Origin of the sequence: Streptomyces sp. NPDC001663 (assembly GCF_042893105.1) — a bacterium.
In the GTDB taxonomy this organism is placed as follows: Bacteria; Actinomycetota; Actinomycetes; order Streptomycetales; family Streptomycetaceae; genus Streptomyces.
This window is the reverse complement of sequence record NZ_JBIAUR010000005.1, coordinates 112,082-135,486: the sequence shown is the minus strand read 5'-3', so window position 1 is coordinate 135,486 and position 23,405 is coordinate 112,082. Positions and strand designations below refer to the sequence as shown.

Annotated in this window: 21 protein-coding genes; 20 read left to right on the top strand and 1 reads right to left on the bottom strand. The window is 70.0% G+C overall.

What is annotated here, in order from left to right; translation table 11 throughout:
* The first annotated feature begins 2 nt into the window (after positions 1 to 2).
* The 12 genes from ACFY1L_RS17520 to nusB all read left to right on the top strand — a co-directional run bounded on the left by ACFY1L_RS17520 (position 3) and on the right by nusB (position 12,500).
* Positions 3 to 362 (top strand): hypothetical protein, encoded by a 360-nt coding sequence (locus ACFY1L_RS17520; protein WP_388824240.1) that lies wholly within the window; start codon positions 3 to 5, stop codon positions 360 to 362.
* On the top strand, positions 362 to 3,034 hold the full coding sequence (alaS, locus tag ACFY1L_RS17515) for an alanine--tRNA ligase (RefSeq protein WP_388824238.1): 2,673 nt from the start codon (positions 362 to 364) through the stop codon (positions 3,032 to 3,034). Before ACFY1L_RS17520 ends, alaS begins: the two co-directional genes overlap by 1 nt.
* A gap of 35 nt (positions 3,035 to 3,069) precedes the next feature.
* Positions 3,070 to 3,534, top strand: a complete 465-nt coding sequence (ruvX, locus tag ACFY1L_RS17510) for a Holliday junction resolvase RuvX (RefSeq protein WP_361259939.1) — start codon at positions 3,070 to 3,072, stop codon at positions 3,532 to 3,534.
* A gap of 121 nt (positions 3,535 to 3,655) precedes the next feature.
* Positions 3,656 to 5,389, top strand: a complete 1,734-nt coding sequence (gene mltG, locus ACFY1L_RS17505) for an endolytic transglycosylase MltG (protein WP_388824236.1) — start codon at positions 3,656 to 3,658, stop codon at positions 5,387 to 5,389.
* A complete protein-coding gene (locus ACFY1L_RS17500) occupies positions 5,389 to 6,204 on the top strand; it encodes a shikimate dehydrogenase (RefSeq protein ID WP_388824234.1) in 816 nt (271 codons plus the stop codon). The genes mltG and ACFY1L_RS17500 overlap by 1 nt, the downstream gene beginning before the upstream one ends.
* A 181-nt stretch (positions 6,205 to 6,385) precedes the next feature.
* A complete protein-coding gene (gene aroC, locus ACFY1L_RS17495; protein WP_388824232.1) occupies positions 6,386 to 7,570 on the top strand; it encodes a chorismate synthase in 1,185 nt (394 codons plus the stop codon).
* On the top strand, positions 7,567 to 8,082 hold the full coding sequence (locus ACFY1L_RS17490; RefSeq protein WP_388824230.1) for a shikimate kinase: 516 nt from the start codon (positions 7,567 to 7,569) through the stop codon (positions 8,080 to 8,082). Before aroC ends, ACFY1L_RS17490 begins: the two co-directional genes overlap by 4 nt.
* On the top strand, positions 8,079 to 9,170 hold the full coding sequence (gene aroB, locus ACFY1L_RS17485) for a 3-dehydroquinate synthase (protein WP_388824228.1): 1,092 nt from the start codon (positions 8,079 to 8,081) through the stop codon (positions 9,168 to 9,170). The genes ACFY1L_RS17490 and aroB overlap by 4 nt, the downstream gene beginning before the upstream one ends.
* A gap of 165 nt (positions 9,171 to 9,335) precedes the next feature.
* Positions 9,336 to 10,190, top strand: a complete 855-nt coding sequence (locus ACFY1L_RS17480; protein ID WP_388824226.1) for a Pro-rich N-terminal domain-containing protein — start codon at positions 9,336 to 9,338, stop codon at positions 10,188 to 10,190.
* A gap of 148 nt (positions 10,191 to 10,338) precedes the next feature.
* The gene (locus ACFY1L_RS17475; protein ID WP_388824224.1) at positions 10,339 to 11,445 is read left to right on the top strand and encodes an aminopeptidase P family protein; all 1,107 of its coding nucleotides are present in this window, start codon (positions 10,339 to 10,341) and stop codon (positions 11,443 to 11,445) included.
* A 51-nt stretch (positions 11,446 to 11,496) separates the two neighbouring features.
* On the top strand, positions 11,497 to 12,063 hold the full coding sequence (efp, locus tag ACFY1L_RS17470; protein WP_289919136.1) for an elongation factor P: 567 nt from the start codon (positions 11,497 to 11,499) through the stop codon (positions 12,061 to 12,063).
* A 2-nt stretch (positions 12,064 to 12,065) separates the two neighbouring features.
* Entirely contained in the window at positions 12,066 to 12,500 is a 435-nt protein-coding gene (nusB, locus tag ACFY1L_RS17465) for a transcription antitermination factor NusB (protein ID WP_388824222.1), read from the top strand.
* 177 nt (positions 12,501 to 12,677) lie between these two features.
* Here the strand turns inward: nusB and bldD are convergent, their stop codons facing one another.
* Positions 12,678 to 13,178, bottom strand: coding sequence for a transcriptional regulator BldD (gene bldD / locus ACFY1L_RS17460; RefSeq protein WP_030946861.1), 501 nt, complete (start codon positions 13,176 to 13,178; stop codon positions 12,678 to 12,680).
* Positions 13,179 to 13,431: 253 nt separating this feature from the next.
* Here bldD and pyrR point away from each other — a divergent pair, with 253 nt between their 5' ends.
* The 8 genes from pyrR (at position 13,432) to pyrF (ending at position 23,398) form a co-directional block, all read left to right on the top strand.
* Positions 13,432 to 14,007, top strand: a complete 576-nt coding sequence (gene pyrR / locus ACFY1L_RS17455) for a bifunctional pyr operon transcriptional regulator/uracil phosphoribosyltransferase PyrR (RefSeq protein WP_388824220.1) — start codon at positions 13,432 to 13,434, stop codon at positions 14,005 to 14,007.
* Between the two features lie 84 nt (positions 14,008 to 14,091).
* Positions 14,092 to 15,069, top strand: a complete 978-nt coding sequence (locus ACFY1L_RS17450) for an aspartate carbamoyltransferase catalytic subunit (RefSeq protein ID WP_361259469.1) — start codon at positions 14,092 to 14,094, stop codon at positions 15,067 to 15,069.
* A gap of 5 nt (positions 15,070 to 15,074) precedes the next feature.
* Positions 15,075 to 16,361 carry a dihydroorotase gene (locus tag ACFY1L_RS17445; protein WP_388824218.1) on the top strand — a complete coding sequence of 429 codons (1,287 nt, stop codon included), beginning with the start codon at positions 15,075 to 15,077 and terminating at the stop codon, positions 16,359 to 16,361.
* Positions 16,358 to 16,936, top strand: a complete 579-nt coding sequence (locus ACFY1L_RS17440; RefSeq protein WP_388824216.1) for a hypothetical protein — start codon at positions 16,358 to 16,360, stop codon at positions 16,934 to 16,936. The genes ACFY1L_RS17445 and ACFY1L_RS17440 overlap by 4 nt, the downstream gene beginning before the upstream one ends.
* On the top strand, positions 16,933 to 18,075 hold the full coding sequence (carA, locus tag ACFY1L_RS17435) for a glutamine-hydrolyzing carbamoyl-phosphate synthase small subunit (RefSeq protein WP_388824214.1): 1,143 nt from the start codon (positions 16,933 to 16,935) through the stop codon (positions 18,073 to 18,075). Before ACFY1L_RS17440 ends, carA begins: the two co-directional genes overlap by 4 nt.
* Positions 18,068 to 21,376: a carbamoyl-phosphate synthase large subunit gene (gene carB, locus ACFY1L_RS17430; RefSeq protein WP_388824212.1), complete on the top strand. Its 3,309-nt coding sequence runs from the start codon at positions 18,068 to 18,070 to the stop codon at positions 21,374 to 21,376. The genes carA and carB overlap by 8 nt, the downstream gene beginning before the upstream one ends.
* 73 nt (positions 21,377 to 21,449) lie before the next feature.
* Entirely contained in the window at positions 21,450 to 22,556 is a 1,107-nt protein-coding gene (locus ACFY1L_RS17425) for a quinone-dependent dihydroorotate dehydrogenase (protein WP_388824210.1), read from the top strand.
* On the top strand, positions 22,553 to 23,398 hold the full coding sequence (pyrF, locus tag ACFY1L_RS17420; RefSeq protein ID WP_388824208.1) for an orotidine-5'-phosphate decarboxylase: 846 nt from the start codon (positions 22,553 to 22,555) through the stop codon (positions 23,396 to 23,398). The genes ACFY1L_RS17425 and pyrF overlap by 4 nt, the downstream gene beginning before the upstream one ends.
* The last annotated feature ends 7 nt before the right edge of the window (positions 23,399 to 23,405 follow it).

The following is a 23,405-nucleotide window of genomic DNA, read 5'->3' as shown; positions in this document are numbered from 1 at the left end:
CGATGTTCCGCCGTACGTTCTGGTTCACCACAGGCATGGCCGCCGGTGTGTGGGCCACCACCAAGGTCAACCGCAAGCTGAAGCAGCTGACCCCCGAGAACCTCGCCGTCAGCGCGGCCAACAAGGCGCTCGAGGCCGGTCACCGGCTCAAGGACCGCGCGGTCGGCTTCGCGCTCGATGTCCGCGACAACATGGCGCAGCGGGAGGAGGAGCTCGGCGACGCGCTCGGGCTGAACGCCTCCGTCGACCCCGAACTCCCCGCACCCCGGCGGTACGCCGCCATCGAGAACCGCAACAGCCCGAAGTACGTCGAGGGCTCGACGTACCAGACGTACTCGTACAACCGGAATGAGGACCACTGATGGAGTCGGCCGAGATTCGCCGCCGCTGGCTGAGCTTCTACGAGGAGCGCGGTCACACCGTCGTCCCTTCGGCGTCGCTCATCGCGGACGACCCGACTCTGCTCCTGGTCCCCGCCGGCATGGTGCCCTTCAAGCCGTACTTCCTCGGTGAGGTCAAGCCGCCGTGGGCGCGTGCGACCAGCGTGCAGAAGTGCGTGCGCACGCCCGACATCGAAGAGGTCGGCAAGACCACCCGCCACGGCACGTTCTTCCAGATGTGCGGCAACTTCTCCTTCGGCGACTACTTCAAGGAAGGCGCCATCAAGTACGCCTGGGAGCTGCTCACCAGCCCTCAGGACAAGGGTGGTTACGGCCTGGAGCCGGAGAAGCTCTGGATCACCGTCTACCTGGAGGACGACGAGGCCGAGCGCATCTGGCACGAGGTCGTCGGTGTGCCGAAGGAGCGCATCCAGCGCCTCGGCATGAAGGACAACTACTGGTCCATGGGCGTCCCCGGCCCGTGCGGCCCCTGTTCCGAGATCAACTACGACCGCGGCCCCGAGTTCGGCGTCGAGGGCGGCCCCGCCGTCAACGACGAGCGGTACGTCGAGATCTGGAACCTCGTCTTCATGCAGTACGAGCGCGGTGAGGGCATCGGCAAGGACAACTTCGAGATCCTCGGCGAGCTCCCCAGCAAGAACATCGACACGGGCCTCGGCCTGGAGCGACTCGCCATGATTCTGCAGGGCGTGCAGAACATGTACGAGATCGACACCTCCATGGCCGTCATCAACAAGGCCACCGAGCTGACCGGCGTGGCCTACGGCGACGCCCACGACTCGGACGTCTCCCTGCGCGTGGTCACCGACCACATGCGTACGTCGGTGATGCTCATCGGCGACGGCGTGACCCCCGGCAACGAGGGCCGCGGCTACGTCCTGCGCCGCATCATGCGCCGCGCCATCCGCAACATGCGCCTGCTGGGTGCCACCGGCCCGGTCGTGCTCGACCTGATCGACACCGTCATCGCCATGATGGGTCAGCAGTACCCCGAGCTGGTCACCGACCGCGAGCGCATCGAGAAGGTCGCCGTCGCCGAGGAGAACGCCTTCCTCAAGACGCTGAAGGCCGGCACCAACATCCTCGACACCGCCGTCACCGAGACCAAGCAGGCCGGCTCCTCGGTCCTGCCCGGTGACAAGGCGTTCCTGCTCCACGACACCTGGGGCTTCCCGATCGACCTCACCCTGGAGATGGCCGCCGAGCAGGGCCTCTCCGTGGACGAGGACGGCTTCCGCCGCCTGATGAAGGAGCAGCGGGAGCGCGCCAAGGCCGACGCCCAGGCCAAGAAGACCGGCCACGCTGGCGCCGGTGCCTACCGTGAGATCGCCGACAAGGTGGGCGAGACAGACTTCATCGGCTACTCGGACACCGAGGGCGAGTCCACGATCGTCGGCATCCTCGTCGACGGCGCCTCCTCCCCGGCCGCCACCGAGGGCGACGAGGTCGAGATCGTCCTCGACCGCACCCCGTTCTACGCCGAGGGCGGCGGCCAGATCGGCGACACCGGCAGGATCAAGGTCGACACCGGTGCCGTCATCGAGATCCGCGACTGCCAGAAGCCGGTCCCGGGCGTCTACGTCCACAAGGGCGTCGTCCAGGTCGGCGAGGTCACGGTCGGTGCCAAGGCCCACGCCGCCATCGACAACCGTCGCCGCACGGCCATCGCCCGCGCCCACTCGGCCACCCACCTCACCCACCAGGCGCTGCGCGACGCGCTCGGCCCGACGGCCGCCCAGGCCGGTTCCGAGAACCAGCCCGGCCGCTTCCGCTTCGACTTCGGTTCCCCGTCCGCCGTTCCCACGGCCGTGATGACCGACGTCGAGCAGAAGATCAACGAAGTCCTCGCCCGCGACCTCGACGTCCGCGCCGACATCATGGGCATCGACGAGGCCAAGAAGCAGGGCGCGATCGCCGAGTTCGGCGAGAAGTACGGCGAGCGGGTCCGCGTCGTGACCATCGGCGACTTCTCCAAGGAGCTGTGCGGCGGCACGCACGTGCACAACACCGCCCAGCTGGGCCTGGTGAAGCTGCTCGGCGAGTCCTCCATCGGTTCCGGTGTCCGCCGTATCGAAGCCCTCGTAGGCGTCGACGCCTACAACTTCCTCGCCCGCGAGCACACGGTCGTCAACCAGCTGACCGAACTGCTCAAGGGCCGCTCGGAGGAGCTGCCCGAGAAGGTCTCCGCCATGCTCGGCAAGCTGAAGGACGCCGAGAAGGAGATCGAGAAGTTCCGGGCCGAGAAGGTGCTGCAGGCCGCCGCCGGTCTCGCCGAGTCCGCCAAGGACGTCCGCGGCATCGCCGTCGTCACCGGCCAGGTCCCGGACGGCACGACCCCCGACGACCTGCGCAAGCTGGTCCTCGACGTGCGCGGCCGCATCCAGGGCGGACGGGCCGTCGTGGTCGCCCTCTTCACGGTCAACAACGGCAAGCCGCTGACGGTCATCGCCACCAACGACGCCGCCCGCGAGCGCGGTCTCAAGGCCGGTGACCTGGTCCGTACGGCCGCCAAGACCCTCGGCGGCGGCGGTGGCGGCAAGCCGGACGTCGCCCAGGGCGGCGGCCAGAACCCGGCCGCGATCGGCGACGCCGTCGACGCCGTGGAGCGGCTCGTGGCGGAAACGGCCAAGTGAGCACCGAGGAACGGTCGGGCGAGGACGGCCCGGTGATGCGCCGGGGCCGTCGCCTCGCGATCGACGTCGGGGACGCCCGCATCGGAGTCGCCTCGTGCGACCCCGACGGGATCCTCGCCACCCCGGTGGAGACGGTCCCCGGACGTGACATCCCGGCAGCCCAGCGCCGGTTGAAACAACTGGTCGAGGAGTACGAGCCGATCGAGGTCGTCGTCGGCCTCCCTCGCTCCCTCAAGGGGGGCGAGGGCCCGGCCGCGGTAAAGGTTCGCGGCTTCGCACAGCAGCTCGCGCAGGGCATCGCACCCGTCCCGGTCCGGCTCGTGGACGAGCGGATGACCACGGTGACGGCCAGTCAGGGACTGCGCGCGTCAGGGGTGAAGAGCAAGAAGGGCCGCTCGGTCATCGACCAGGCAGCCGCTGTGATCATCCTGCAGCAGGCCTTGGAATCCGAACGGGTGTCAGGTAAAGCACCCGGCGAGGGCGTCGAAGTGGTCATCTGATCGCGATACGGTAACGTTCCGCGCGACTGTGCCGCTGTTCGAACAGCCGGTGCATAGCAAGAGGCGGAACGGAAACCGGCCATAAGCCGCGTATCCGCCGCCTCGCGGCTCTAGGGGATCGATGACTGAGTATGGCCGGGGCCAAGGCTCCGAACCGTGGCATCCGGAGGACCCGTTGTACGGGGACGACGGATGGGGTGGACAGCAGGCCCACACGGGCCAGCAGTCCCCCTACGGCGGCCAGCCACAGCACTATCCGGAGCAGCCGCAGCAGCAGCACTACGGCAGCTGGGGCAACGGCGGGCAATCCGCGTACGGCCAGGCGCAGCAGCACTACCCCCAGTACGACCAGCAGTACGGACAGCAGTACGGCGACCAGGGACAGCAGAACTACGCAGGTCAGGGGCAGCAGCCTTACGACAACGGCGGTCAAGGGCAGCAGTACGACAACGGCGGTCAAGGACAGCAGCAGTACGACAACGGCGGCTGGGGCACGGGCACCCACGGGCACGTCCAGTACACCGACCCGTCGGATCCGTACGGGCAGCAGTCCGCGGGGTACGGCGGGGAGCAGCACGACTACTACAGCGCGCCCGACGCCTACCCGCCGCCCGAGCCCCCCGCCCGCAGGCAGGCCGAGCCCGAGCCGCGGACCGACTGGGACCCCGGGCCCGACCAGGGCGAACACGCCTTCTTCGCAGGCGGGGCCGAGGACGAGGACGAGGACGACGACCCGCGGGCCGACCGCAAGGGGCGCGGCGGCAAGAAGCCGAAGAAGCGCCGCAACGGATGCGCCTGCCTCGTACTCGTGATGCTCTTCGCCGGAGGCCTCGGCGGTGTCGGCTATTTCGGCTGGCAGTTCTACCAGGACCGTTTCGGCCCGGCACCCGACTACGCGGGCGACGGCAACGGCGACCAGGTCACGGTCGTCATCCCCAAGGGCGCCGGTGGCTATGTGATCGGCCAGAAGCTGAAGGAGAAGGGCGTCGTCGAGAGCGTCGACGCGTTCGTCTCGGCGCAGCAGGCGAACCCCAAGGGCAAGACCATCCAGGACGGCGTCTACACGCTGCAGAAGCAGATGTCGGCGGCGAGCGCCGTCGAGCTGATGCTCAGTCCGAAGAGCCGCAGCAACCTGATCATCGCCGAGGGCTCTCGCAACTCGGCGGTCTACAAGCTGATCGACACCCGCCTGGGCGTGGCCGAGGGCACCACGGCGAAGGTCGCGAAGAAGGACTACAAGAAGCTCGGCCTGCCCTCCTGGGCACTGAACCACGCCAATGTGAAGGACCCGCTGGAAGGATTCCTCTACCCCTCCAGCTATGCGGCCACCAAGGGCCAGAAGCCCGAGACGGTCCTGAAGGACATGGTCTCCCGTGCCAACGGGAAGTACGCGGAGCTCGGCCTCGAGAAGAAGGCGAAGAGCCTCGGACTCGACGGCCCCTGGCAGCTGCTCACCGTGGCGAGCCTGGTGCAGGCCGAGGGTACGAGCCACGACGACTTCCGCAAGATGGCCGAGGTCGTCTACAACCGCCTCAAGCCGGGCAACCCCGAGACCTACGGCTCGCTCGAGTTCGACTCCACGTACAACTACGTGAAGAACCAGAGCAAGATCGACCTGAGTATCGCCGAGCTCAGGAAGTACAACAACCCGTACAACACGTACTACATCAAGGGCCTGCCCCCCGGTCCCATCGACAACCCGGGCGAGGAGGCGCTCAAGGGCGCGCTCAACCCCACGCACGACGGCTGGTACTACTTCATCTCGCTGGACGGCAAGACCAGCAAGTTCACGAAGACGCTCGCCGAGCACAACAAGCTGGTCGACGAGTTCAACGCGTCGAGGAACAAGGACTGATGACGACACCCCGCAGGGCGGCCGTGCTCGGCTCGCCCATCGCCCACTCCCTGTCGCCGCAGCTGCACACCGCGGGCTACCGGGCGCTCGGCCTGGACGGATGGTCGTACGACAGGTTCGAGATCGAGGAGTCGGCGCTGCCCGGGTTCTTCGCGCAGCTCGGACCGGAGTGGGCGGGGCTGTCGCTGACCATGCCGCTCAAGCGGGCGGTGATCCCTCTCCTCGACGAGATCACCGAAACGGCGGCCTCGGTGGAGGCCGTCAACACCGTCGTCTTCCGGCCCGACGGGCGGAAGGTCGGCGACAACACCGACATCCCCGGTCTGGTTGCCGCACTGCACGAGCGCGGCGTCGAGAAGACCGAGTCGGCGGCGATCCTGGGCGCCGGCGCCACCGCCTCGTCCGCCCTCGCCGCGCTCGCGCGGATCTGCACGGGCGAGGTCACCGTCTACGTGCGCAGCGAGCAGCGGGCGGCCGAGATGCGCCAGTGGGGCGAGCGACTCGGCGTCCAGGTCCGCCCGGCCGACTGGGCCGACGCGGCGCGGGCCTTCGAGGCGCCCCTGGTGATCTCCACGACGCCCGCCGGAGGCACCGACGCACTGGCCGGACAGCTCCCCGCCCAGGTCGGCACCCTCTTCGACGTGCTCTACGACCCCTGGCCCACACCCCTCGCCGCAGCCTGGCAGGAGCGCAGCGGGCCGGTACTCAGCGGCCTCGACCTACTGGTGCACCAGGCCGTCTTCCAGTTCCACCAGTTCACCGGCGACCCACGCTCCCCGCTGGCCGCGATGCGCGAGGCCGCCGTGCGCCGCTGACCCGGCAGGCTCTCCCGGCGCCGTTCGCCCTGTCCGTTTGTCGGACTCCGATCGGAGTCGCCTCGCGGACGTGGGAGGATCGGAGGTGGCGGGCCGGGGCCGCGCACCTGGTCGCGCCGTCGCCGTACGCGAGGACGCGCGTACGCAGGCAGTACCAGGGCGCGAGCACTGAGGAGCACCGTTGAGCAGGTTGCGCTGGCTGACCGCGGGGGAGTCCCACGGTCCCGCACTCGTGGCGACGCTGGAGGGCCTTCCCGCCGGCGTGCCGATCACCACGGAGATGGTGGCGGACCACCTGGCCCGGCGCCGGCTCGGCTATGGACGCGGTGCGCGCATGAAGTTCGAGCGCGACGAGGTCACCTTCATCGGCGGCGTCCGGCACGGCCTCACCCTCGGTTCCCCGGTCGCGATCATGGTGGGCAACACCGAGTGGCCCAAGTGGGAGCAGGTGATGTCGGCCGACCCGGTCGACCCCGAGATCCTCGCCGGCCTGGCCCGCAACGCCCCGCTGACCCGCCCGCGCCCCGGCCACGCCGACCTGGCGGGCATGCAGAAGTACGGCTTCGACGAGGCCCGGCCGATCCTGGAGCGTGCGTCCGCGCGGGAGACGGCGGCGCGTGTGGCGCTGGGCGCGGTGGCCCGGTCGTACCTGAAGGAGACGGCCGGCATCGAGATCGTCAGCCACGTCGTGGAGCTGTGCTCCGTGAAGGCTCCTCAGGGTGTGTACCCCACGCCGGCCGACGTCGAGAAGCTGGACGCCGACCCGCTGCGCTGCCTGGACGCGGACGCGTCGAAGGCGATGGTGGCCGAGGTCGACCAGGCCCACAAGGACGGCGACACCCTCGGTGGCGTGGTCGAGATCCTGGCCTACGGGGTCCCGGTCGGGCTGGGCTCGCACGTGCACTGGGACCGCAAGCTGGACGCCCGCCTGGCCGGTGCGCTGATGGGCATCCAGGCCATCAAGGGTGTCGAGCTCGGCGACGGCTTCGAGCTCGCGCGGGTGCCGGGCTCCAAGGCGCACGACGAGATCGTGGGCACCCCGGAGGGCATCCGGCGCGTCTCCGGTCGCTCCGGCGGTACCGAGGGCGGCCTGACCACGGGTGAACTGCTGCGGGTGCGGGCGGCGATGAAGCCGATCGCGACCGTGCCGCGCGCCCTGCAGACCGTCGACGTGGCCACCGGCGAGGCCACGCAGGCGCACCACCAGCGCTCGGACGTGTCCGCGGTGCCGGCGGCCGGGATCGTCGCCGAGGCAATGGTCGCGCTCGTCCTGGCGGACGCGGTGGCGGAGAAGTTCGGCGGCGACTCGGTGCCCGAGACCCGCCGCAATGTGCAGTCCTACCTCGACAACCTGGCCATCCGGTGAGCGCTCCGCAGGTCGTCCTGGTCGGGCCGATGGGTGTGGGCAAGTCCACCGTCGGACAGCTGCTGGCCGAGCGGCTCGGGGCCGGCTACCGCGACACGGACGACGACATCGTGGCCGCCGAGGGCCGCACGATCGCGGAGATCTTCGTCGACGAGGGCGAGCCGGTCTTCCGGGCGATCGAGAAGGCCGCCGTGCAGAAGGCGCTGGCCGAGCACGACGGCGTCCTCGCGCTGGGCGGCGGCTCGATCCTCGACGCGGACACGCGCGCGCTGCTGGCCGGGCAGCGGGTCGTCTACCTCTCGATGGACGTCGAGGAGGCGGTCAAGCGCACCGGGCTGAACGCGGCCCGCCCGCTGCTGGCGGTCAATCCGCGCAAGCAGTGGCGCGAGCTGATGGAGGCGCGGCGCTCGCTGTACGAGGAGGTCGCCACCGTCGTCGTGGCGACCGACGGCCGTACGCCCGAAGAGGTCACCCAAGTCGCCCTGGACGCACTGGAGTTGAAAGAAGCATGAGCGAGGCAGTCACCCGGATCCAGGTCGGCGGGACCGCGGGCAGCGACCCGTACGAGGTTCTGGTGGGCCGTCAACTCCTGGGCGAACTCGGCGGGTTGATCGGGGAGAAGGCCAAGCGGGTCGCCGTCGTGCACCCCGAGGCGCTCGCCGAGACCGGCGAAGCGTTGCGTGCCGACCTCGCCGAGCAGGGCTACGAGGCCGTCGCCATCCAGGTGCCGAACGCGGAGGAGGCCAAGACCGCCGAGGTCGCCGCCTACTGCTGGAAGGCGCTCGGACAGTCCGGCTTCACCCGCACCGACGTCATCGTCGGCGTCGGCGGCGGCTCGACCACCGACCTGGCCGGCTTCGTGGCCGCGACCTGGCTGCGCGGCGTGCGCTGGATCGCGATCCCCACCACCGTCCTCGCGATGGTGGACGCGGCGGTCGGCGGCAAGACCGGCATCAACACCGCCGAGGGCAAGAACCTGGTGGGCGCCTTCTTCCCGCCCGCCGGCGTGCTGTGCGACCTGGCTGCGCTGGAGTCCCTGCCGGTCAACGACTACGTCTCCGGGCTCGCCGAGATCATCAAGGCGGGCTTCATCGCCGACCCGGTGATCCTGGAGCTCATCGAGTCCGACCCCGAGGCCGCGCGCACCCCGGCGGGCCCGCACACCGCGGAGCTCATCGAGCGCTCGATCCGGGTCAAGGCCGAGGTCGTCTCCTCGGACCTCAAGGAGGCCGGACTCCGCGAGATCCTCAACTACGGCCACACGCTGGGCCACGCCATCGAGAAGAACGAGCGCTACAAGTGGCGGCACGGCGCCGCGGTCGCCGTCGGCATGCACTTCGCCGCCGAACTCGGCCGTCTGGCAGGCAGGTTGGACGACGCGACGGCCGACCGCCACCGCACGATCCTCGAATCGGTCGGTCTTCCCCTCCACTACCGCTACGACCAGTGGCCCAAGCTGCTGGAGACCATGAAGGTCGACAAGAAGTCCCGCGGCGACCTGCTGCGCTTCATCGTCCTCGACGGCCTGGCCAAGCCGACCGTCCTGGAGGGCCCCGACCCGGCGGTCCTGCTCGCCGCGTACGGAGAAGTGGGCGAGTAAGTCCGGCGGAGCGTCGTCCGTCCGATTTGCCTTACGGGCATGGGCACTTCGGGCCGTCCCCGGCCGTTCACCAAACGGCGGCCGGGGAAGGTACCGTTCGGTAAGGAGCGGGGTCCGAACCCTGCTGCCAGCGTCAATTGCCTGTACGAGACGGAGTGGCACCGGATGCAGCACGCAGTGGGTTCTCCGCTGCCGCCGCCCCACCAGCCGGGGCACGGACCGGCCGCCGGCTGGTCGCCGGCCGCGCACCACCCGGGCAACCCGGGCCCGCACCAGGGTTCGGCGCCCGTGCCCCCGCCGCCCCCGGCACCGGGCTTCACACCCCCGGGCCCGGTTCCACCCGCGCCGCACCACGCCCCGGCCCCACCGGTCCCGGACACCACCGGCCATGTCCCGCTGCCGCCCGGCGGCCCGGTCGCCGTGCCCAGCGCGCCGCCGGCCACGGCCGCGCCCGATCTGACCGCCACGACCCTCGCCGTCCTGCTGATCGGCCCCGCGGGCGCCGGCAAGACGAGCGTCGCCAAGTACTGGGCGGACCACCGCCGGGTGCCCACCGCCCACATCAGCCTCGACGACGTACGCGAATGGGTCCGCTCGGGCTTCGCCGACCCCCAGTCCGGGTGGAACGACAACTCCGAGGCCCAGTACCGCCTGGCCCGCCGCACCTGCGGCTTCGCCGCGCGCAACTTCCTGGCCAACGGCATCTCCTGCATCCTCGACGACGCCGTCTTCCCCGACCGCCCGGTCGTCGGCCTCGGCGGCTGGAAGCGTCACGTGGGCCCCGGCCTCCTCCCGGTCGTCCTCCTCCCCGGCCTGGAAATCGTCCTGGAACGCAACGCGGAACGCTCCGGCAACCGCCGCCTCACCGACGAGGAGGTGGCCCGCATCCACGGCCGCATGGCGGGCTGGTACGGCTCGGGCCTCCCGATCATCGACAACAGCCAACTGGACGTACCCCAGACAGCCAGGGTTCTGGACGACGTACTGGCAAGATCGATCGCAAGCCCCCCGACCTGGTAGCTGCCGGGGGCTGGACCGACCCAAAGGGGCGCGGGGAACTGCACCAGCCCCCACGCGCCTGCAGACGGCACAGAACCTCAAACCGCACCCCGTCCCCCGAACGCCCTCAGAACCGGCACAAATCGCCCAACCCTCCTACGCTCGTCTCATGTCAGAGGTGTACGCGATCCGCCGAGCCCGGCTGAGGGCACGCTGCAATGCCGGCGGCAGCCAAGCCGCACTGATCTCCCGCCCCGCCAACGTCCGCTACCTCGCGGGCCCCGCCCCGTACGGTTCCGTCCTGCTCCTGGGCAAGACCGAGGACCTGCTCCTCTGCACCGGCCCGCCGGAGGACCGAGCCGCCGAGGGCCGCCCGGACGAGGCGCTGCGCGTGCAGTCCCTGTCGGGCGGCGCGGGCGACCCCGCGGTGGCGGCCGCGGACCTCGCCGAAGGCCAGCGCGCCGAATCCCTCGCCGTGGAGGAACACCACCTCACCGTGGCCCGGCACCGGGCCATCCGCTCCGTCGCCCCCCGCCTCCGCCTCGCGGACCTCGGTGGCGCGGTCGAGCAGCTCAGGGTCGTCAAGGACGAGGAGGAGATCTCCTGTCTGCGCATCGGCGCCGAGATCGCCGACCAGGCGCTCGGGGAACTCCTGGAGTCCATCCTCGTCGGCCGCACCGAACGGCACCTCGCCCTGGAACTCGAACGCCGCCTGGTCGACCACGGCGCCGACGGCCCCGCCTTCGCCACCTCCGTCGCCACCGGCCCCAACGCCGGCCGGCGTGCCCACCGGCCCACCGACCGGCGCGTGGAGGAGGGCGACTTCCTCTCCGTCTGTCTCGGCGCCACCTACCGCGGCTACCGCTGCGAGATCGGCCGTACATTCGTCATCGGCACGTCCCCCGCGGACTGGCAGATCGAGCTGTACGACCTCGTCTTCGCCGCCCAGCGCGCCGGACGGGAGGCGCTCGCACCCGGCGCGACCTACCGCGATGTGGACCGTGCCGCACGTCAGGTGCTGGATTCGGCGGGGTACGGGGAGAGGCTCCCTGGACTCACGGGCCACGGTGTGGGGCTCGAAATCGACGAGGACCCGCAGCTGGCCCCTTCGGCCATGGGTAAACTGGACGCTTGCGTGCCGGTCACCGTCGAACCGGGGGTCCACCTCCCGGGCCGGGGCGGCGTCCGGATCGATGACACGCTCGTCGTCCGCCCCGAGGCGGACGGCGGACCCGAGCTACTCACCATCACGACCAAGGAGCTGCTCGCCCTCTAGGCAGTGGCGTGCGCCGGGGTCGTCCACGTCAGTCCAGGAGATTCCGCAACCGTGGCTTCCACGAACGACCTCAAGAACGGCCTTGTGCTCAAGCTCGAAGGCGGCCAGCTCTGGTCCGTCGTCGAGTTCCAGCACGTCAAGCCCGGCAAGGGCCCGGCCTTCGTGCGCACCAAGCTCAAGAACGTGCTCTCCGGCAAGGTCGTCGACAAGACCTTCAACGCCGGCGTCAAGGTCGAGACGGCCACTGTCGACAAGCGCGACATGCAGTTCTCGTACATGGACGGCGAGTACTTCGTCTTCATGGACATGGAGACCTACGACCAGCTGATGATCGACCGCAAGACGGTCGCCGACGCCGCCAACTTCCTGATCGAGGGCTTCACGGCCACCGTCGCGCAGCACGAGGGCGAGGTGCTCTTCGTCGAGCTTCCGGCCGCCGTCGAGCTCGTCGTCCAGGAGACCGAGCCGGGCCTGCAGGGCGACCGCTCCACCGGTGGCACCAAGCCCGCCACCCTGGAGACCGGCCACCAGATCCAGGTCCCGCTCTTCATCACCACCGGTGAGAAGATCAAGGTCGACACCCGCACCAGCGACTACCTCGGCCGGGTGAACAGCTAACCGTGGCTGCCCGCAACACGGCCCGCAAGCGTGCCTTCCAGATCCTCTTCGAGGGCGACCAGCGCGGCGCCGATGTCCTGACGGTCCTCGCGGACTGGATCCGGCTCTCCCGGGGCGACACCCGGCAGCCGCCGGTGAGCGAGTACACGATGCAGCTGGTCGAGGGCTACGCGAAGCAGGCGAAGCGCATCGACGAGCTGATCGCGCAGTACTCGGTCGGCTGGACGCTGGACCGGATGCCGGTCGTGGACCGCAACATCCTGCGCCTCGGCGCCTACGAGCTGATCTGGGCCGACGAGGTGCCGGACGCCGTCGTGCTGGACGAGATGGTGCAGCTGGCGAAGGAGTTCTCCACGGACGAGTCGCCCGCGTTCGTCAACGGTCTGCTGGGCCGGCTCAAGGAGCTGAAGCCCTCGCTGCGCCGGGACGAGGCCTGAGAGGCCGAGCGCAAGAGGTACGGCATTGCCAGGGGGCCCGCAGCGTGACTGCTGTGGGCCCCCTGGCGTTCCTGTGCCCGGGAGGCTCCCCAAGGCCGCAGAACGCCGCCGGGGTGGCCGGAACCGTGAAGTTCCGGCCACCCCGGCGGCACGTTTCTGCTGAGAGCCTGAGAGCCGTCAGACCTCTTCGTGGGCGACCGCGCGGCGCGCGTCCGCGTCCAGCACGCCCCAGCTGATCAGCTGCTCGGTGAGGACCGAGGGGGACTGGTCGTAGATGACGGCGAGTGTGCGCAGGTCGTCCTGGCGGATCGACAGCACCTTGCCGTTGTAGTCACCGCGCTGCGACTGGATGGTCGCCGCATAGCGCTGCAGCGGGCCCGCCTTCTCGGCCGGCACGGTCGCCAGCCGCTCCAGGTCCAGGACCAGCTTCGGCGGCGGCTCGGCGGCGCCGCCCGGGGTGGTGCCCGGCAGGAGCTCCTGCACCGGGACCCCATAGAAATCCGCCAGTTCGGCGAGGCGCTGTACGGTCACGGCACGGTCGCCGCGCTCGTACGAACCGACCACGACCGCCTTCCAGCGTCCCTGGCTCTTCTCCTCGACACCGTGGAGGGAAAGGCCCTGCTGGGTGCGGATGGCCCGGAGCTTGGCCCCGAGCTGTTTGGCGTATTCGCTGGACATATAGCTCCCCGGACACTGTGTCGACGCGGCTGCAGTGGTCCCGCGCCGCGCGTCTGGTAACTCACTGTGAGGTTACGCAGCGTGACTCTTGCGCGTCAAGCCGAATGGTCCACACCGACTCTTCCGTGGCGGCGGTGGCCGATTACGCCAGGGGGGTGATCAGGGGTGTCGCCCGGGGCTGCTACCGTGGATGGCGCAAATCCGACGTCCTTTAAGGTCCGTCCCGTGAGGCGGAGAAGGAGGTCCGTTTCATATGGACAAGCAGGACACGTCCGGAATTCCGGCGTCCGATGCCCGGCCCGTACTCGAAGGCCCTGACATCGCGCGGGTGTTGACCCGCATCGCCCACGAGATCGTCGAGCGCGCCAAGGGTGCCGACGACGTGGTGCTCCTCGGCATTCCCACCCGAGGCGTCTTCCTCGCCCAGCGGCTCGCCGCCAAGCTCGAGGAGATCACCGAGCGGAAGATCCCGGTCGGTTCGCTCGACATCACCATGTACCGCGACGACCTGCGCATGCACCCGCCGCGTGCGCTGGCCCGAACCGAGATCCCCGGTGACGGCATCGACGGCCGCCTCGTCGTCCTCGTCGACGACGTGCTCTTCTCCGGCCGAACCATCCGCGCAGCCCTCGACGCCCTGAACGACATCGGGCGTCCGCGCGCGGTGCAGCTCGCGGTCCTCGTCGACCGCGGCCACCGCGAACTGCCCATCCGCGCCGACTACGTCGGCAAGAACCTCCCCACGTCGCTGCGGGAGACGGTCAAGGTCCAGCTCGCCGAGGAGGACGGTCGGGACACCGTGCTGCTCGGTGCGAAGTCGACCCAGTAGCAGCCGAAGGGGCCGCATCGTCTCGGTGCGCCCTCGCCTGCCCGGATTCTCCCGAAACCTGAACTGCCTTACGGAGCCTGACAGATGCAGCGTCATCTCATCTCGGCCGCCGACCTCACCCGCGACGACGCCGTCCTGATCCTCGACACCGCCGAGGAGATGGCCCGGGTCGCCGACCGGCCGATCAAGAAACTGCCGACCCTGCGCGGCCGCACGATCGTCAACCTCTTCTTCGAGGACTCCACGCGCACGCGTATCTCCTTCGAAGCCGCCGAGAAGCGCCTCTCCGCGGACGTCATCAACTTCTCCGCCAAGGGGTCGAGCGTGTCCAAGGGCGAGTCCCTGAAGGACACCGCCCAGACCCTCGAGGCCATGGGTGTCGACGCCGTCGTCATCCGGCACGGCGCCTCCGGAGCCCCCTACCGGCTCGCCACCTCCGGGTGGATCGACGCCGCCGTCATCAACGCCGGTGACGGCACCCACCAGCACCCGACCCAGGCCCTGCTGGACGCCTTCACCATGCGGCGCCGCCTGGTCGGCCGGGACGCCGGGCTCGGCCAGGACCTGTCCGGCAAGCGCATCACGCTGGTCGGCGACGTCCTGCACAGCCGCGTCGCGCGCTCCAACGTCGACCTGCTGCACACCCTCGGCGCCGAGGTCACCCTCGTCGCACCGCCCACCCTGGTGCCGGTCGGCGTCGAGAACTGGCCCTGCGAGGTGTCGTACGACCTCGACTCCACGCTGCCCAAGTCCGACGCGGTGATGATGCTGCGCGTCCAGCGCGAGCGCATGAACGCCGCGTTCTTCCCGACCGAGCGCGAGTACTCGCGGCGCTACGGCCTCGACGGCGACCGCATGGCCCGGATGCCCGAGCACGCCATCGTGATGCACCCCGGCCCGATGGTCCGCGGCATGGAGATCACCGCCGAGGTCGCCGATTCCGACCGCTGCACCGTCGTCGAGCAGGTCGCAAACGGAGTCTCCATCCGGATGGCCGTCCTGTACCTGCTGCTCGGTGGAAACGAGCCCGCCGTCACCCACACCCGTACCGAGGAGAAGTAAGACCCATGAGCAAGATCCTGATCCGTGGTGCGAAGGTGCTCGGCGGCGAGCCGCAGGACGTGCTGATCGACGGAGCGGTCATCGAGGCCGTCGGTACGGGGCTCTCCGACGAGGGCGCCGAGGTCGTCGAGGCCGGCGGCAAGCTGTTGCTCCCGGGCCTCGTCGACCTGCACACCCATCTGCGCGAGCCCGGCCGCGAGGACTCCGAGACCGTGCTGACCGGCACGCGCGCGGCGGCGAGCGGCGGCTACACGGCCGTCTTCGCCATGGCCAACACCTTCCCGGTCGCCGACACCGCCGGCGTCGTCGAGCAGGTCTGGCGACTGGGCCGGGAGCACGGCTACTGCGATGTGCAGCCCATCGGCGCCGTCACCGTCGGCCTGGAGGGCAAGAAGCTCGCCGAACTCGGCGCCATGCACGAGTCGGCCGCCGGGGTCACCGTCTTCTCCGACGACGGCAAGTGCGTCGACGACGCCGTGATCATGCGGCGGGCGCTGGAGTACGTGAAGGCCTTCGGCGGGGTCGTCGCCCAGCATGCGCAGGAGCCGCGGCTGACCGAGGGCGCCCAGATGAACGAGGGGATCGTCTCGGCCGAGCTGGGGCTCGGGGGCTGGCCCGCGGTGGCCGAAGAATCGATCATCGCCCGGGATGTCCTGCTCGCCGAGCACGTCGGTTCGCGCGTCCACATCTGCCACCTGTCGACCGCCGGGTCCGTCGAGATCGTCCGCTGGGCCAAGTCCCGCGGCATCGACGTCACCGCCGAGGTCACCCCGCACCACCTGCTCCTCACCGACGAACTGGTGCGGTCGTACAACCCGGTCTACAAGGTCAACCCGCCGCTGCGCACCGAGCGCGACGTGCTCGCCCTGCGCGAGGCGCTCGCCGACGGCACGATCGACATCGTCGCCACCGACCACGCCCCGCACCCGCACGAGGACAAGGACTGCGAGTGGGCCGCGGCCGCCATGGGGATGGTGGGCCTGGAGACCGCGTTGTCAGTGGTGCAGGAGACCATGGTGGACACCGGGCTCCTCACCTGGGCCGGGGTCGCCGAGCGCATGTCCTTCAAGCCCGCCGAGATCGGGCAGGCGAAGGGGCACGGGCGTCCCGTCTCGGCTGGTGAGCCCGCCAACCTCACGCTCGTCGACACGGAATACCGTGGGTCCGTGGACCCCGCGGGCTTCGCCTCGCGCAGCCGGAACACCCCGTACGAGGGGCGTGAGCTGCCGGGCCGTGTGACGCACACGTGGCTCCGGGGCAAGGCCACGCTCGTCGACGGGAAGCTCACGTGACACCTGCAACTCTGCTCGCAGCCGGACTCGCCGCCGAAAAGAAGTCGGCCGAGGTCACCGACTGGGCCGCCCGCGCCGGCTGGCTCGTCGGACTCGCCCTCTTCGTCGCGCTCGTCTACTGGCTGATGCGCGAGGGCTGGAAGTGGCGCGGCACGCTCCAGGGCGACCTCCCGGAGCTGCCCACCGCGCCGGAAGAGCCGGGTGCGGCGAGACTGACGATGAGCGGCCGCTACCACGGCTCGACCACGGCAGGTCAGTGGCTGGACCGCATCGTGGCGCACGGCCTCGGTACCCGCAGCCGGGTCGAGCTCACGCTGACGGACGCGGGACTGGACGTCGTACGCCCCGGTGCGAGCGACTTCTTCGTCCCCGTGGCGCAGCTTCGCGAGGCCCGGCTCGACAAGGGCATCGCCGGCAAGGTCCTGACCGAGGGCGGGCTGCTCGTGGTGACCTGGGCGCACGGCGAGCGGCTGATCGACTCCGGGTTCCGCTCCGACCGCGCGGCCGAGCACACCGAGTGGGTCGCCGCCATCAACTCCATGATCAACAAGACGGAAACGGAAGGCGCACGATGACGACCTCCACAAGGGGAGCCTCGAAGGTTCCCGCGGTACTCGTCCTGGAGGACGGCCGGATCTTCCGCGGCCGTGCCTACGGGGCCGTGGGGGTGACCTTCGGCGAGGCCGTGTTCTCCACCGGGATGACCGGCTACCAGGAGACCCTCACCGACCCGTCGTACCACCGCCAGGTCGTCGTCATGACCGCCCCGCACGTCGGCAACACCGGCGTCAACGACGAGGACCCGGAGTCCAAGCAGATCTGGGTGGCCGGTTACGTCGTGCGCGACCCCGCGCGCGTGCCGTCCAACTGGCGCTCCCGCCGCTCCCTGGACGACGAGCTGCGCCACCAGGGCGTCGTCGGCGTCTCCGGCATCGACACGCGCGCGTTGACGCGTCATCTGCGCGAGCGCGGCGCCATGCGTGTCGGCATCTTCTCCGGCAACGCGCTGCCCGACGAGGGCACCATGCTCGCCGAGGTGCGCCAGGCCCCCGAGATGAAGGGCGCCGACCTCTCCGCCGAGGTCGCCACCAAGGAGGCCTACGTCGTCCCGGCGATCGGCGAGAAGAGGTTCACCGTCGCCGCCGTCGACCTCGGCATCAAGGGCATGACCCCGCACCGGATGGCCGAGCGCGGCATCGAGGTGCATGTCCTGCCGGCCACGGCGACCGCCGAGGACGTCTACGCCGTCAACCCGGACGGCGTGTTCTTCTCCAACGGCCCGGGCGACCCGGCCACCGCCGACCATCCGGTCTCCGTCATGCAGGCGGTCCTGGAGCGCGGCACCCCGCTGTTCGGCATCTGCTTCGGCAACCAGATCCTGGGCCGCGCCCTGGGCTTCGGCACGTACAAGCTCAAGTACGGCCACCGGGGCATCAACCAGCCGGTGCAGGACCGTACGACCGGCAAGGTCGAGGTCACCGCGCACAACCACGGCTTCGCCGTCGACGCCCCGCTCGACAAGGTCTCCGACACCCCCTACGGCCGCGCCGAGGTCTCCCACGTCTGCCTGAACGACAACGTGGTGGAGGGCCTCCAGCTCCTCGACCAGCCGGCCTTCAGCGTCCAGTACCACCCCGAAGCGGCAGCGGGTCCGCACGACGCCGCCTACCTGTTCGACCGCTTCGTATCCCTGATGGAGGGCCAGCGTGCCTAAGCGCACCGATATCCAGTCCGTCCTGGTCATCGGCTCCGGCCCGATCGTCATCGGCCAGGCCGCCGAGTTCGACTACTCCGGCACCCAGGCGTGCCGCATCCTGCGCGCCGAGGGCCTCAGGGTCATCCTGGTCAACTCCAACCCGGCGACGATCATGACCGACCCGGAGATCGCCGACGCCACGTACGTCGAGCCGATCACCCCGGAGTTCGTCGAGAAGATCATCGCCAAGGAGCGCCCGGACGCGCTCCTGCCCACCCTGGGCGGCCAGACGGCCCTCAACACGGCCATCTCGCTGCACGAGGCGGGCACCCTCGAGAAGTACGGCGTCGAGCTGATCGGCGCCAACGTCGAGGCGATCAACAAGGGCGAGGACCGCGACCTCTTCAAGGAGGTCGTCGAGGCCGTCCGCCGGAAGATCGGGCACGGCGAGTCCGCCCGCTCGGTCATCTGCCACTCCATGGAGGACGTGCTCCAGGGTGTCGAGACGCTCGGCGGCTACCCGGTCGTCGTGCGCCCGTCCTTCACCATGGGCGGCGCCGGCTCCGGCTTCGCGCACGACGAGGAGGAGCTGCGCCGCATCGCGGGCCAGGGCCTCACGCTCTCGCCGACCACCGAGGTGCTCCTGGAGGAGTCCATCCTCGGCTGGAAGGAGTACGAGCTGGAGCTGATGCGCGACAAGCACGACAACGTCGTGGTCGTCTGCTCCATCGAGAACTTCGATCCCATGGGCGTGCACACCGGCGACTCGATCACCGTCGCCCCGGCGATGACGCTGACCGACCGCGAGTACCAGATCCTGCGCGACATCGGCATCGCCGTGATCCGCGAGGTCGGCGTCGACACCGGCGGCTGCAACATCCAGTTCGCGGTCAACCCCGAGGACGGTCGCGTGATCGTCATCGAGATGAACCCGCGCGTGTCGCGCTCCTCGGCCCTGGCCTCCAAGGCGACCGGCTTCCCGATCGCCAAGATCGCGGCGAAGCTCGCCGTCGGCTACACGCTCGACGAGATCCCGAACGACATCACCCAGGAGACCCCGGCCTCCTTCGAGCCGACGCTCGACTACGTGGTCGTGAAGGCCCCGCGCTTCGCCTTCGAGAAGTTCCCGCAGGCCGACTCCACGCTGACCACCACCATGAAGTCGGTCGGCGAGGCCATGGCCATCGGCCGCAACTTCACCGAGGCCTTCCAGAAGGCGCTGCGCTCGCTGGAGAAGAAGGGCAGCCAGTTCACCTTCGTCGGCGAGCCCGGCGAGAAGGCTCTCCTCCTCGAAGAGGCCGTGCGCCCGACTGACGGCCGTATCAACACGGTCATGCAGGCCATCCGCGCAGGCGCCACGCAGGAGGAGGTCTTCGAGTACACGAAGATCGACCCCTGGTTCGTCGACCAGCTCTTCCTGATCAAGGAGATCGCCGACGAGCTCGCCGAGGCGCCCGAGCTGACCCGCGAGCTGCTGGCCGAGGCCAAGCGGCACGGCTTCTCGGACCAGCAGATCGGTGAGATCCGGGGCCTGCGCGAGGACGTCGTGCGCGAGGTCAGGCATGCGCTGGGCATCCGCCCGGTCTACAAGACGGTCGACACCTGCGCCGCCGAGTTCGCGGCCAGGACGCCGTACTTCTACTCCTCGTACGACGAGGAGACGGAGGTCGCTGCCCGCGAGAAGCCGGCGGTCATCATCCTGGGCTCCGGCCCCAACCGCATCGGCCAGGGCATCGAGTTCGACTACTCCTGTGTCCACGCCTCCTTCGCGCTGAGCGACGCGGGCTACGAGACGGTGATGGTCAACTGCAACCCGGAGACCGTCTCCACGGACTATGACACCTCCGACCGCCTGTACTTCGAGCCGCTGACCCTCGAGGACGTGCTGGAGATCGTCCACGCGGAGCAGCAGGCCGGTCCCGTGGCGGGCGTCGTCGTCCAGCTGGGCGGCCAGACCCCGCTGGGCCTCTCGCAGGCGCTCAAGGACAACGGCGTGCCGATCGTGGGCACTTCGCCGGAGGCCATCCACGCCGCCGAGGACCGCGGCGCCTTCGGGCGCGTGCTCGCCGAGGCCGGCCTTCCGGCCCCCAAGCACGGCACCGCCACCACCTTCGCCGAGGCCAAGGCCATCGCCGACGAGATCGGCTACCCGGTCCTCGTCCGGCCGTCGTACGTCCTCGGCGGACGCGGCATGGAGATCGTCTACGACGAGACCCGGCTGTCCTCCTACATCGCCGAGTCGACCGAGATCAGCCCCTCCCGGCCGGTCCTGGTCGACCGCTTCCTGGATGACGCGATCGAGATCGACGTCGACGCGCTCTACGACGGCCAGGAGCTCTACCTCGGCGGCGTCATGGAGCACATCGAGGAGGCCGGCATCCACTCCGGAGACTCGGCGTGCGCACTGCCGCCGATCACGCTGGGCGGCTTCGACATCAAGCGGCTCAGGGCTTCCACGGAGGCCATTGCCAAGGGTGTCGGCGTCCGCGGCCTGATCAACATCCAGTTCGCGATGGCCGGCGACATCCTCTACGTCCTCGAAGCCAACCCGCGCGCGTCCCGCACCGTCCCCTTCACCTCGAAGGCGACCGCGGTGCCGCTGGCCAAGGCCGCCGCCCGGATCTCGCTGGGCGCGACCATCGCCGAACTGCGCGCGGAGGGCCTGCTCCCGGCGAACGGCGACGGCGGCGAGCTCCCGCTCGACGCGCCGATCTCCGTCAAGGAGGCGGTCATGCCGTGGTCGCGCTTCCGCGACATCCACGGCCGCGGTGTCGACACGGTTCTCGGCCCGGAGATGCGCTCCACCGGCGAGGTCATGGGCATCGACTCGGTCTTCGGCACGGCGTACGCCAAGTCGCAGGCCGGTGCCTACGGTCCGCTGCCCACCAAGGGCCGCGCGTTCATCTCGGTCGCCAACCGGGACAAGCGCTCGATGATCTTCCCGGCGCGCGAGCTGGTCGCCCACGGCTTCGAGCTGCTGGCCACGTCCGGCACCGCCGAGGTCCTCAAGCGCAACGGCATCAACGCCACGATCGTGCGCAAGCAGTCCGAGGGCACCGGCCCGAACGGGGAGAAGACCATCGTCCAGCTGATCCACGACGGCGAGGTCGACCTCATCGTCAACACCCCGTACGGCACCGGAGGCCGCCTCGACGGCTACGAGATCCGTACGGCGGCCGTGGCGCGGTCGGTCCCGTGCCTGACGACGGTCCAGGCGCTCGCCGCAGCCGTCCAGGGCATCGACGCCCTCAACCACGGTGACGTGGGCGTCCGTTCGCTCCAGGAACACGCGGAACACCTGACCGCGGCCCGCGACTAGCAGCCCTGAGGGGGACACCGGAAACGGTGTCCCCCTCTTCGTGAGGTCACCTGAGACTTCAAGAGGACACTCGATGTACAAGATCTTTTTCAAGCTCGTATTCAAACGGATGAACCCGGAGCAGGCGCACTACCTCGCCTTCCGCTGGATCCGCCGCGCCGTCCGCATCCCTGTCCTGCGCACCTTCGTCGCCGCCGCGCTCGCGCCCCGCTACAACGAGCTGCGCACCGAGGCGTTCGGGCTGCGCATGCACGGCCCCTTCGGGCTCGCCGCCGGCTTCGACAAGAACGCGGTGGCGATCGACGGGATGTCGATGCTCGGCTTCGACCATGTCGAGATCGGCACGGTGACCGGGGAGGCACAGCCCGGCAACCCCAAGAAGCGGCTGTTCCGCCTCGTGAAGGACCGTGCGCTCATCAACCGCATGGGCTTCAACAACGAGGGCTCGCTGGCCGTGGCGGCCCGTCTGGCGTCCCGTGAGCCGGTCTTCAAGACGGTCGTGGGCGTCAACATCGGCAAGACCAAGGTCGTCCCCGAGGACGAGGCCGCCGCGGACTACGTGAAGTCGACCGAGCGGCTGGCTCCGTACGCCGACTACCTGGTCGTGAACGTCTCGTCCCCCAACACGCCCGGCCTGCGCAACCTCCAGGCCACCGAGGCGCTGCGCCCGCTCCTGAGCGCCGTCCGCGAGGCCGCAGACCGCATCGTCACCAACCGTCGCGTCCCGCTCCTGGTCAAGATCGCGCCGGACCTCGCCGACGAGGACGTCGACGCCGTGGCCGACCTGGCCGTCGAGCTCGGCCTGGACGGGATCATCGCCACCAACACCACCATCGCGCGCGACGGACTCGGTTTGAAATCCGAACCGTCTCTCGTGAAGGAGACCGGCGGCCTGTCCGGCGCACCCCTCAAGTCCCGCTCCCTGGAGGTGCTGCGCCGCCTCTACGCGCGCGTGGGCGACCGCGTCACCCTGGTGGGCGTCGGCGGCATCGAGAACGCCGAGGACGCCTGGCAGCGCATCCTGGCGGGCGCCACGCTGGTCCAGGGCTACAGCGCCTTCATTTACGAGGGTCCCTTCTGGGGCCGCGCCATCCACAAGGGCCTCGCCGCCCGCCTGCGTACGAGCCCGTACGCCACCCTCGCCGACGCGGTCGGCGCCGACGTAAGGAAGAACGGATGACTGTCCTCGAACCCTTCGGTGCACGCCTCCGACGGGCCATGGACGAGCGCGGCCCGCTCTGCGTCGGCATCGACCCGCACGCGTCGCTGCTGACCGAGTGGGGACTGAACGACGACGTGGCCGGCCTGGAGCGGTTCAGCCGCACGGTCGTCGAGGCGATGGCCGACCGGGTCGCTGTCCTGAAGCCGCAGAGCGCGTTCTTCGAGCGGTTCGGGTCGCGCGGAGTCGCCGTCCTGGAGAAGTCGGTCGAGGAGGCGCGGGCGGCCGGTGCACTCGTCGTGATGGACGCCAAGCGCGGCGACATCGGCTCGACCATGGCCGGATACGCCGAGGCCTTCCTGCGCAAGGACTCCCCGCTGTTCTCGGACGCCCTCACCGTCTCGCCGTACCTCGGCTACGGGTCGCTCTCGCCGGCGATCGCGCTGGCCCGGGAGAACGGCACGGGCCTGTTCGTGCTCGCGCTGACCTCCAACCCGGAGGGCGGCGAGGTCCAGCACGCCGTCCGTGCGGACGGCAGGAACGTCGGAGAGACGATGCTGGCCCACCTCGCCGCCGAGAACGAGGGAGAGGAGCCCCTGGGCTCCTTCGGAGCCGTCGTCGGCGCCACCCTCGGCGACCTGTCCTCGTACGACCTGGACATCAACGGCCCGCTCCTGGCCCCCGGCGTCGGCGCCCAGGGGGCGACCCCGGCGGACCTTCCCGGGGTCTTCGGGGCCGCGGTGCGCAACGTCGTCCCGAACGTCAGCCGAGGTGTGCTGCGGCAGGGGCCCGACGTCAGCGCGCTGCGAGCCTCCGCGGACCGTTTCGCCGAGGAGATCCGGACTGCGCTGGCGACCGTCTGACGCTTCT

Bases quoted from the DNA above. Each gene is read 5' to 3' on its own strand.
- pyrR (WP_388824220.1), top strand. From the start codon at position 13,432: ATGGACAAGCAGGACACGTCCGGAATTCCGGCGTCCGATGCCCGGCCC.
- aroB (WP_388824228.1), top strand. From the start codon at position 8,079: ATGAGCGAGGCAGTCACCCGGATCCAGGTCGGCGGGACCGCGGGCAGC.
- ACFY1L_RS17480 (WP_388824226.1), top strand. From the start codon at position 9,336: ATGCAGCACGCAGTGGGTTCTCCGCTGCCGCCGCCCCACCAGCCGGGG.
- mltG (WP_388824236.1), top strand. From the start codon at position 3,656: ATGACTGAGTATGGCCGGGGCCAAGGCTCCGAACCGTGGCATCCGGAG.
- ACFY1L_RS17445 (WP_388824218.1), top strand. From the start codon at position 15,075: ATGAGCAAGATCCTGATCCGTGGTGCGAAGGTGCTCGGCGGCGAGCCG.
- bldD (WP_030946861.1), bottom strand. From the start codon at position 13,178: ATGTCCAGCGAATACGCCAAACAGCTCGGGGCCAAGCTCCGGGCCATC.
- alaS (WP_388824238.1), top strand. From the start codon at position 362: ATGGAGTCGGCCGAGATTCGCCGCCGCTGGCTGAGCTTCTACGAGGAG.
- ACFY1L_RS17425 (WP_388824210.1), top strand. From the start codon at position 21,450: ATGTACAAGATCTTTTTCAAGCTCGTATTCAAACGGATGAACCCGGAG.
- ACFY1L_RS17450 (WP_361259469.1), top strand. From the start codon at position 14,092: ATGCAGCGTCATCTCATCTCGGCCGCCGACCTCACCCGCGACGACGCC.
- ruvX (WP_361259939.1), top strand. From the start codon at position 3,070: ATGCGCCGGGGCCGTCGCCTCGCGATCGACGTCGGGGACGCCCGCATC.
- ACFY1L_RS17520 (WP_388824240.1), top strand. From the start codon at position 3: ATGTTCCGCCGTACGTTCTGGTTCACCACAGGCATGGCCGCCGGTGTG.
- ACFY1L_RS17500 (WP_388824234.1), top strand. From the start codon at position 5,389: ATGACGACACCCCGCAGGGCGGCCGTGCTCGGCTCGCCCATCGCCCAC.
- pyrF (WP_388824208.1), top strand. From the start codon at position 22,553: ATGACTGTCCTCGAACCCTTCGGTGCACGCCTCCGACGGGCCATGGAC.
- ACFY1L_RS17475 (WP_388824224.1), top strand. From the start codon at position 10,339: ATGTCAGAGGTGTACGCGATCCGCCGAGCCCGGCTGAGGGCACGCTGC.
- carA (WP_388824214.1), top strand. From the start codon at position 16,933: ATGACGACCTCCACAAGGGGAGCCTCGAAGGTTCCCGCGGTACTCGTC.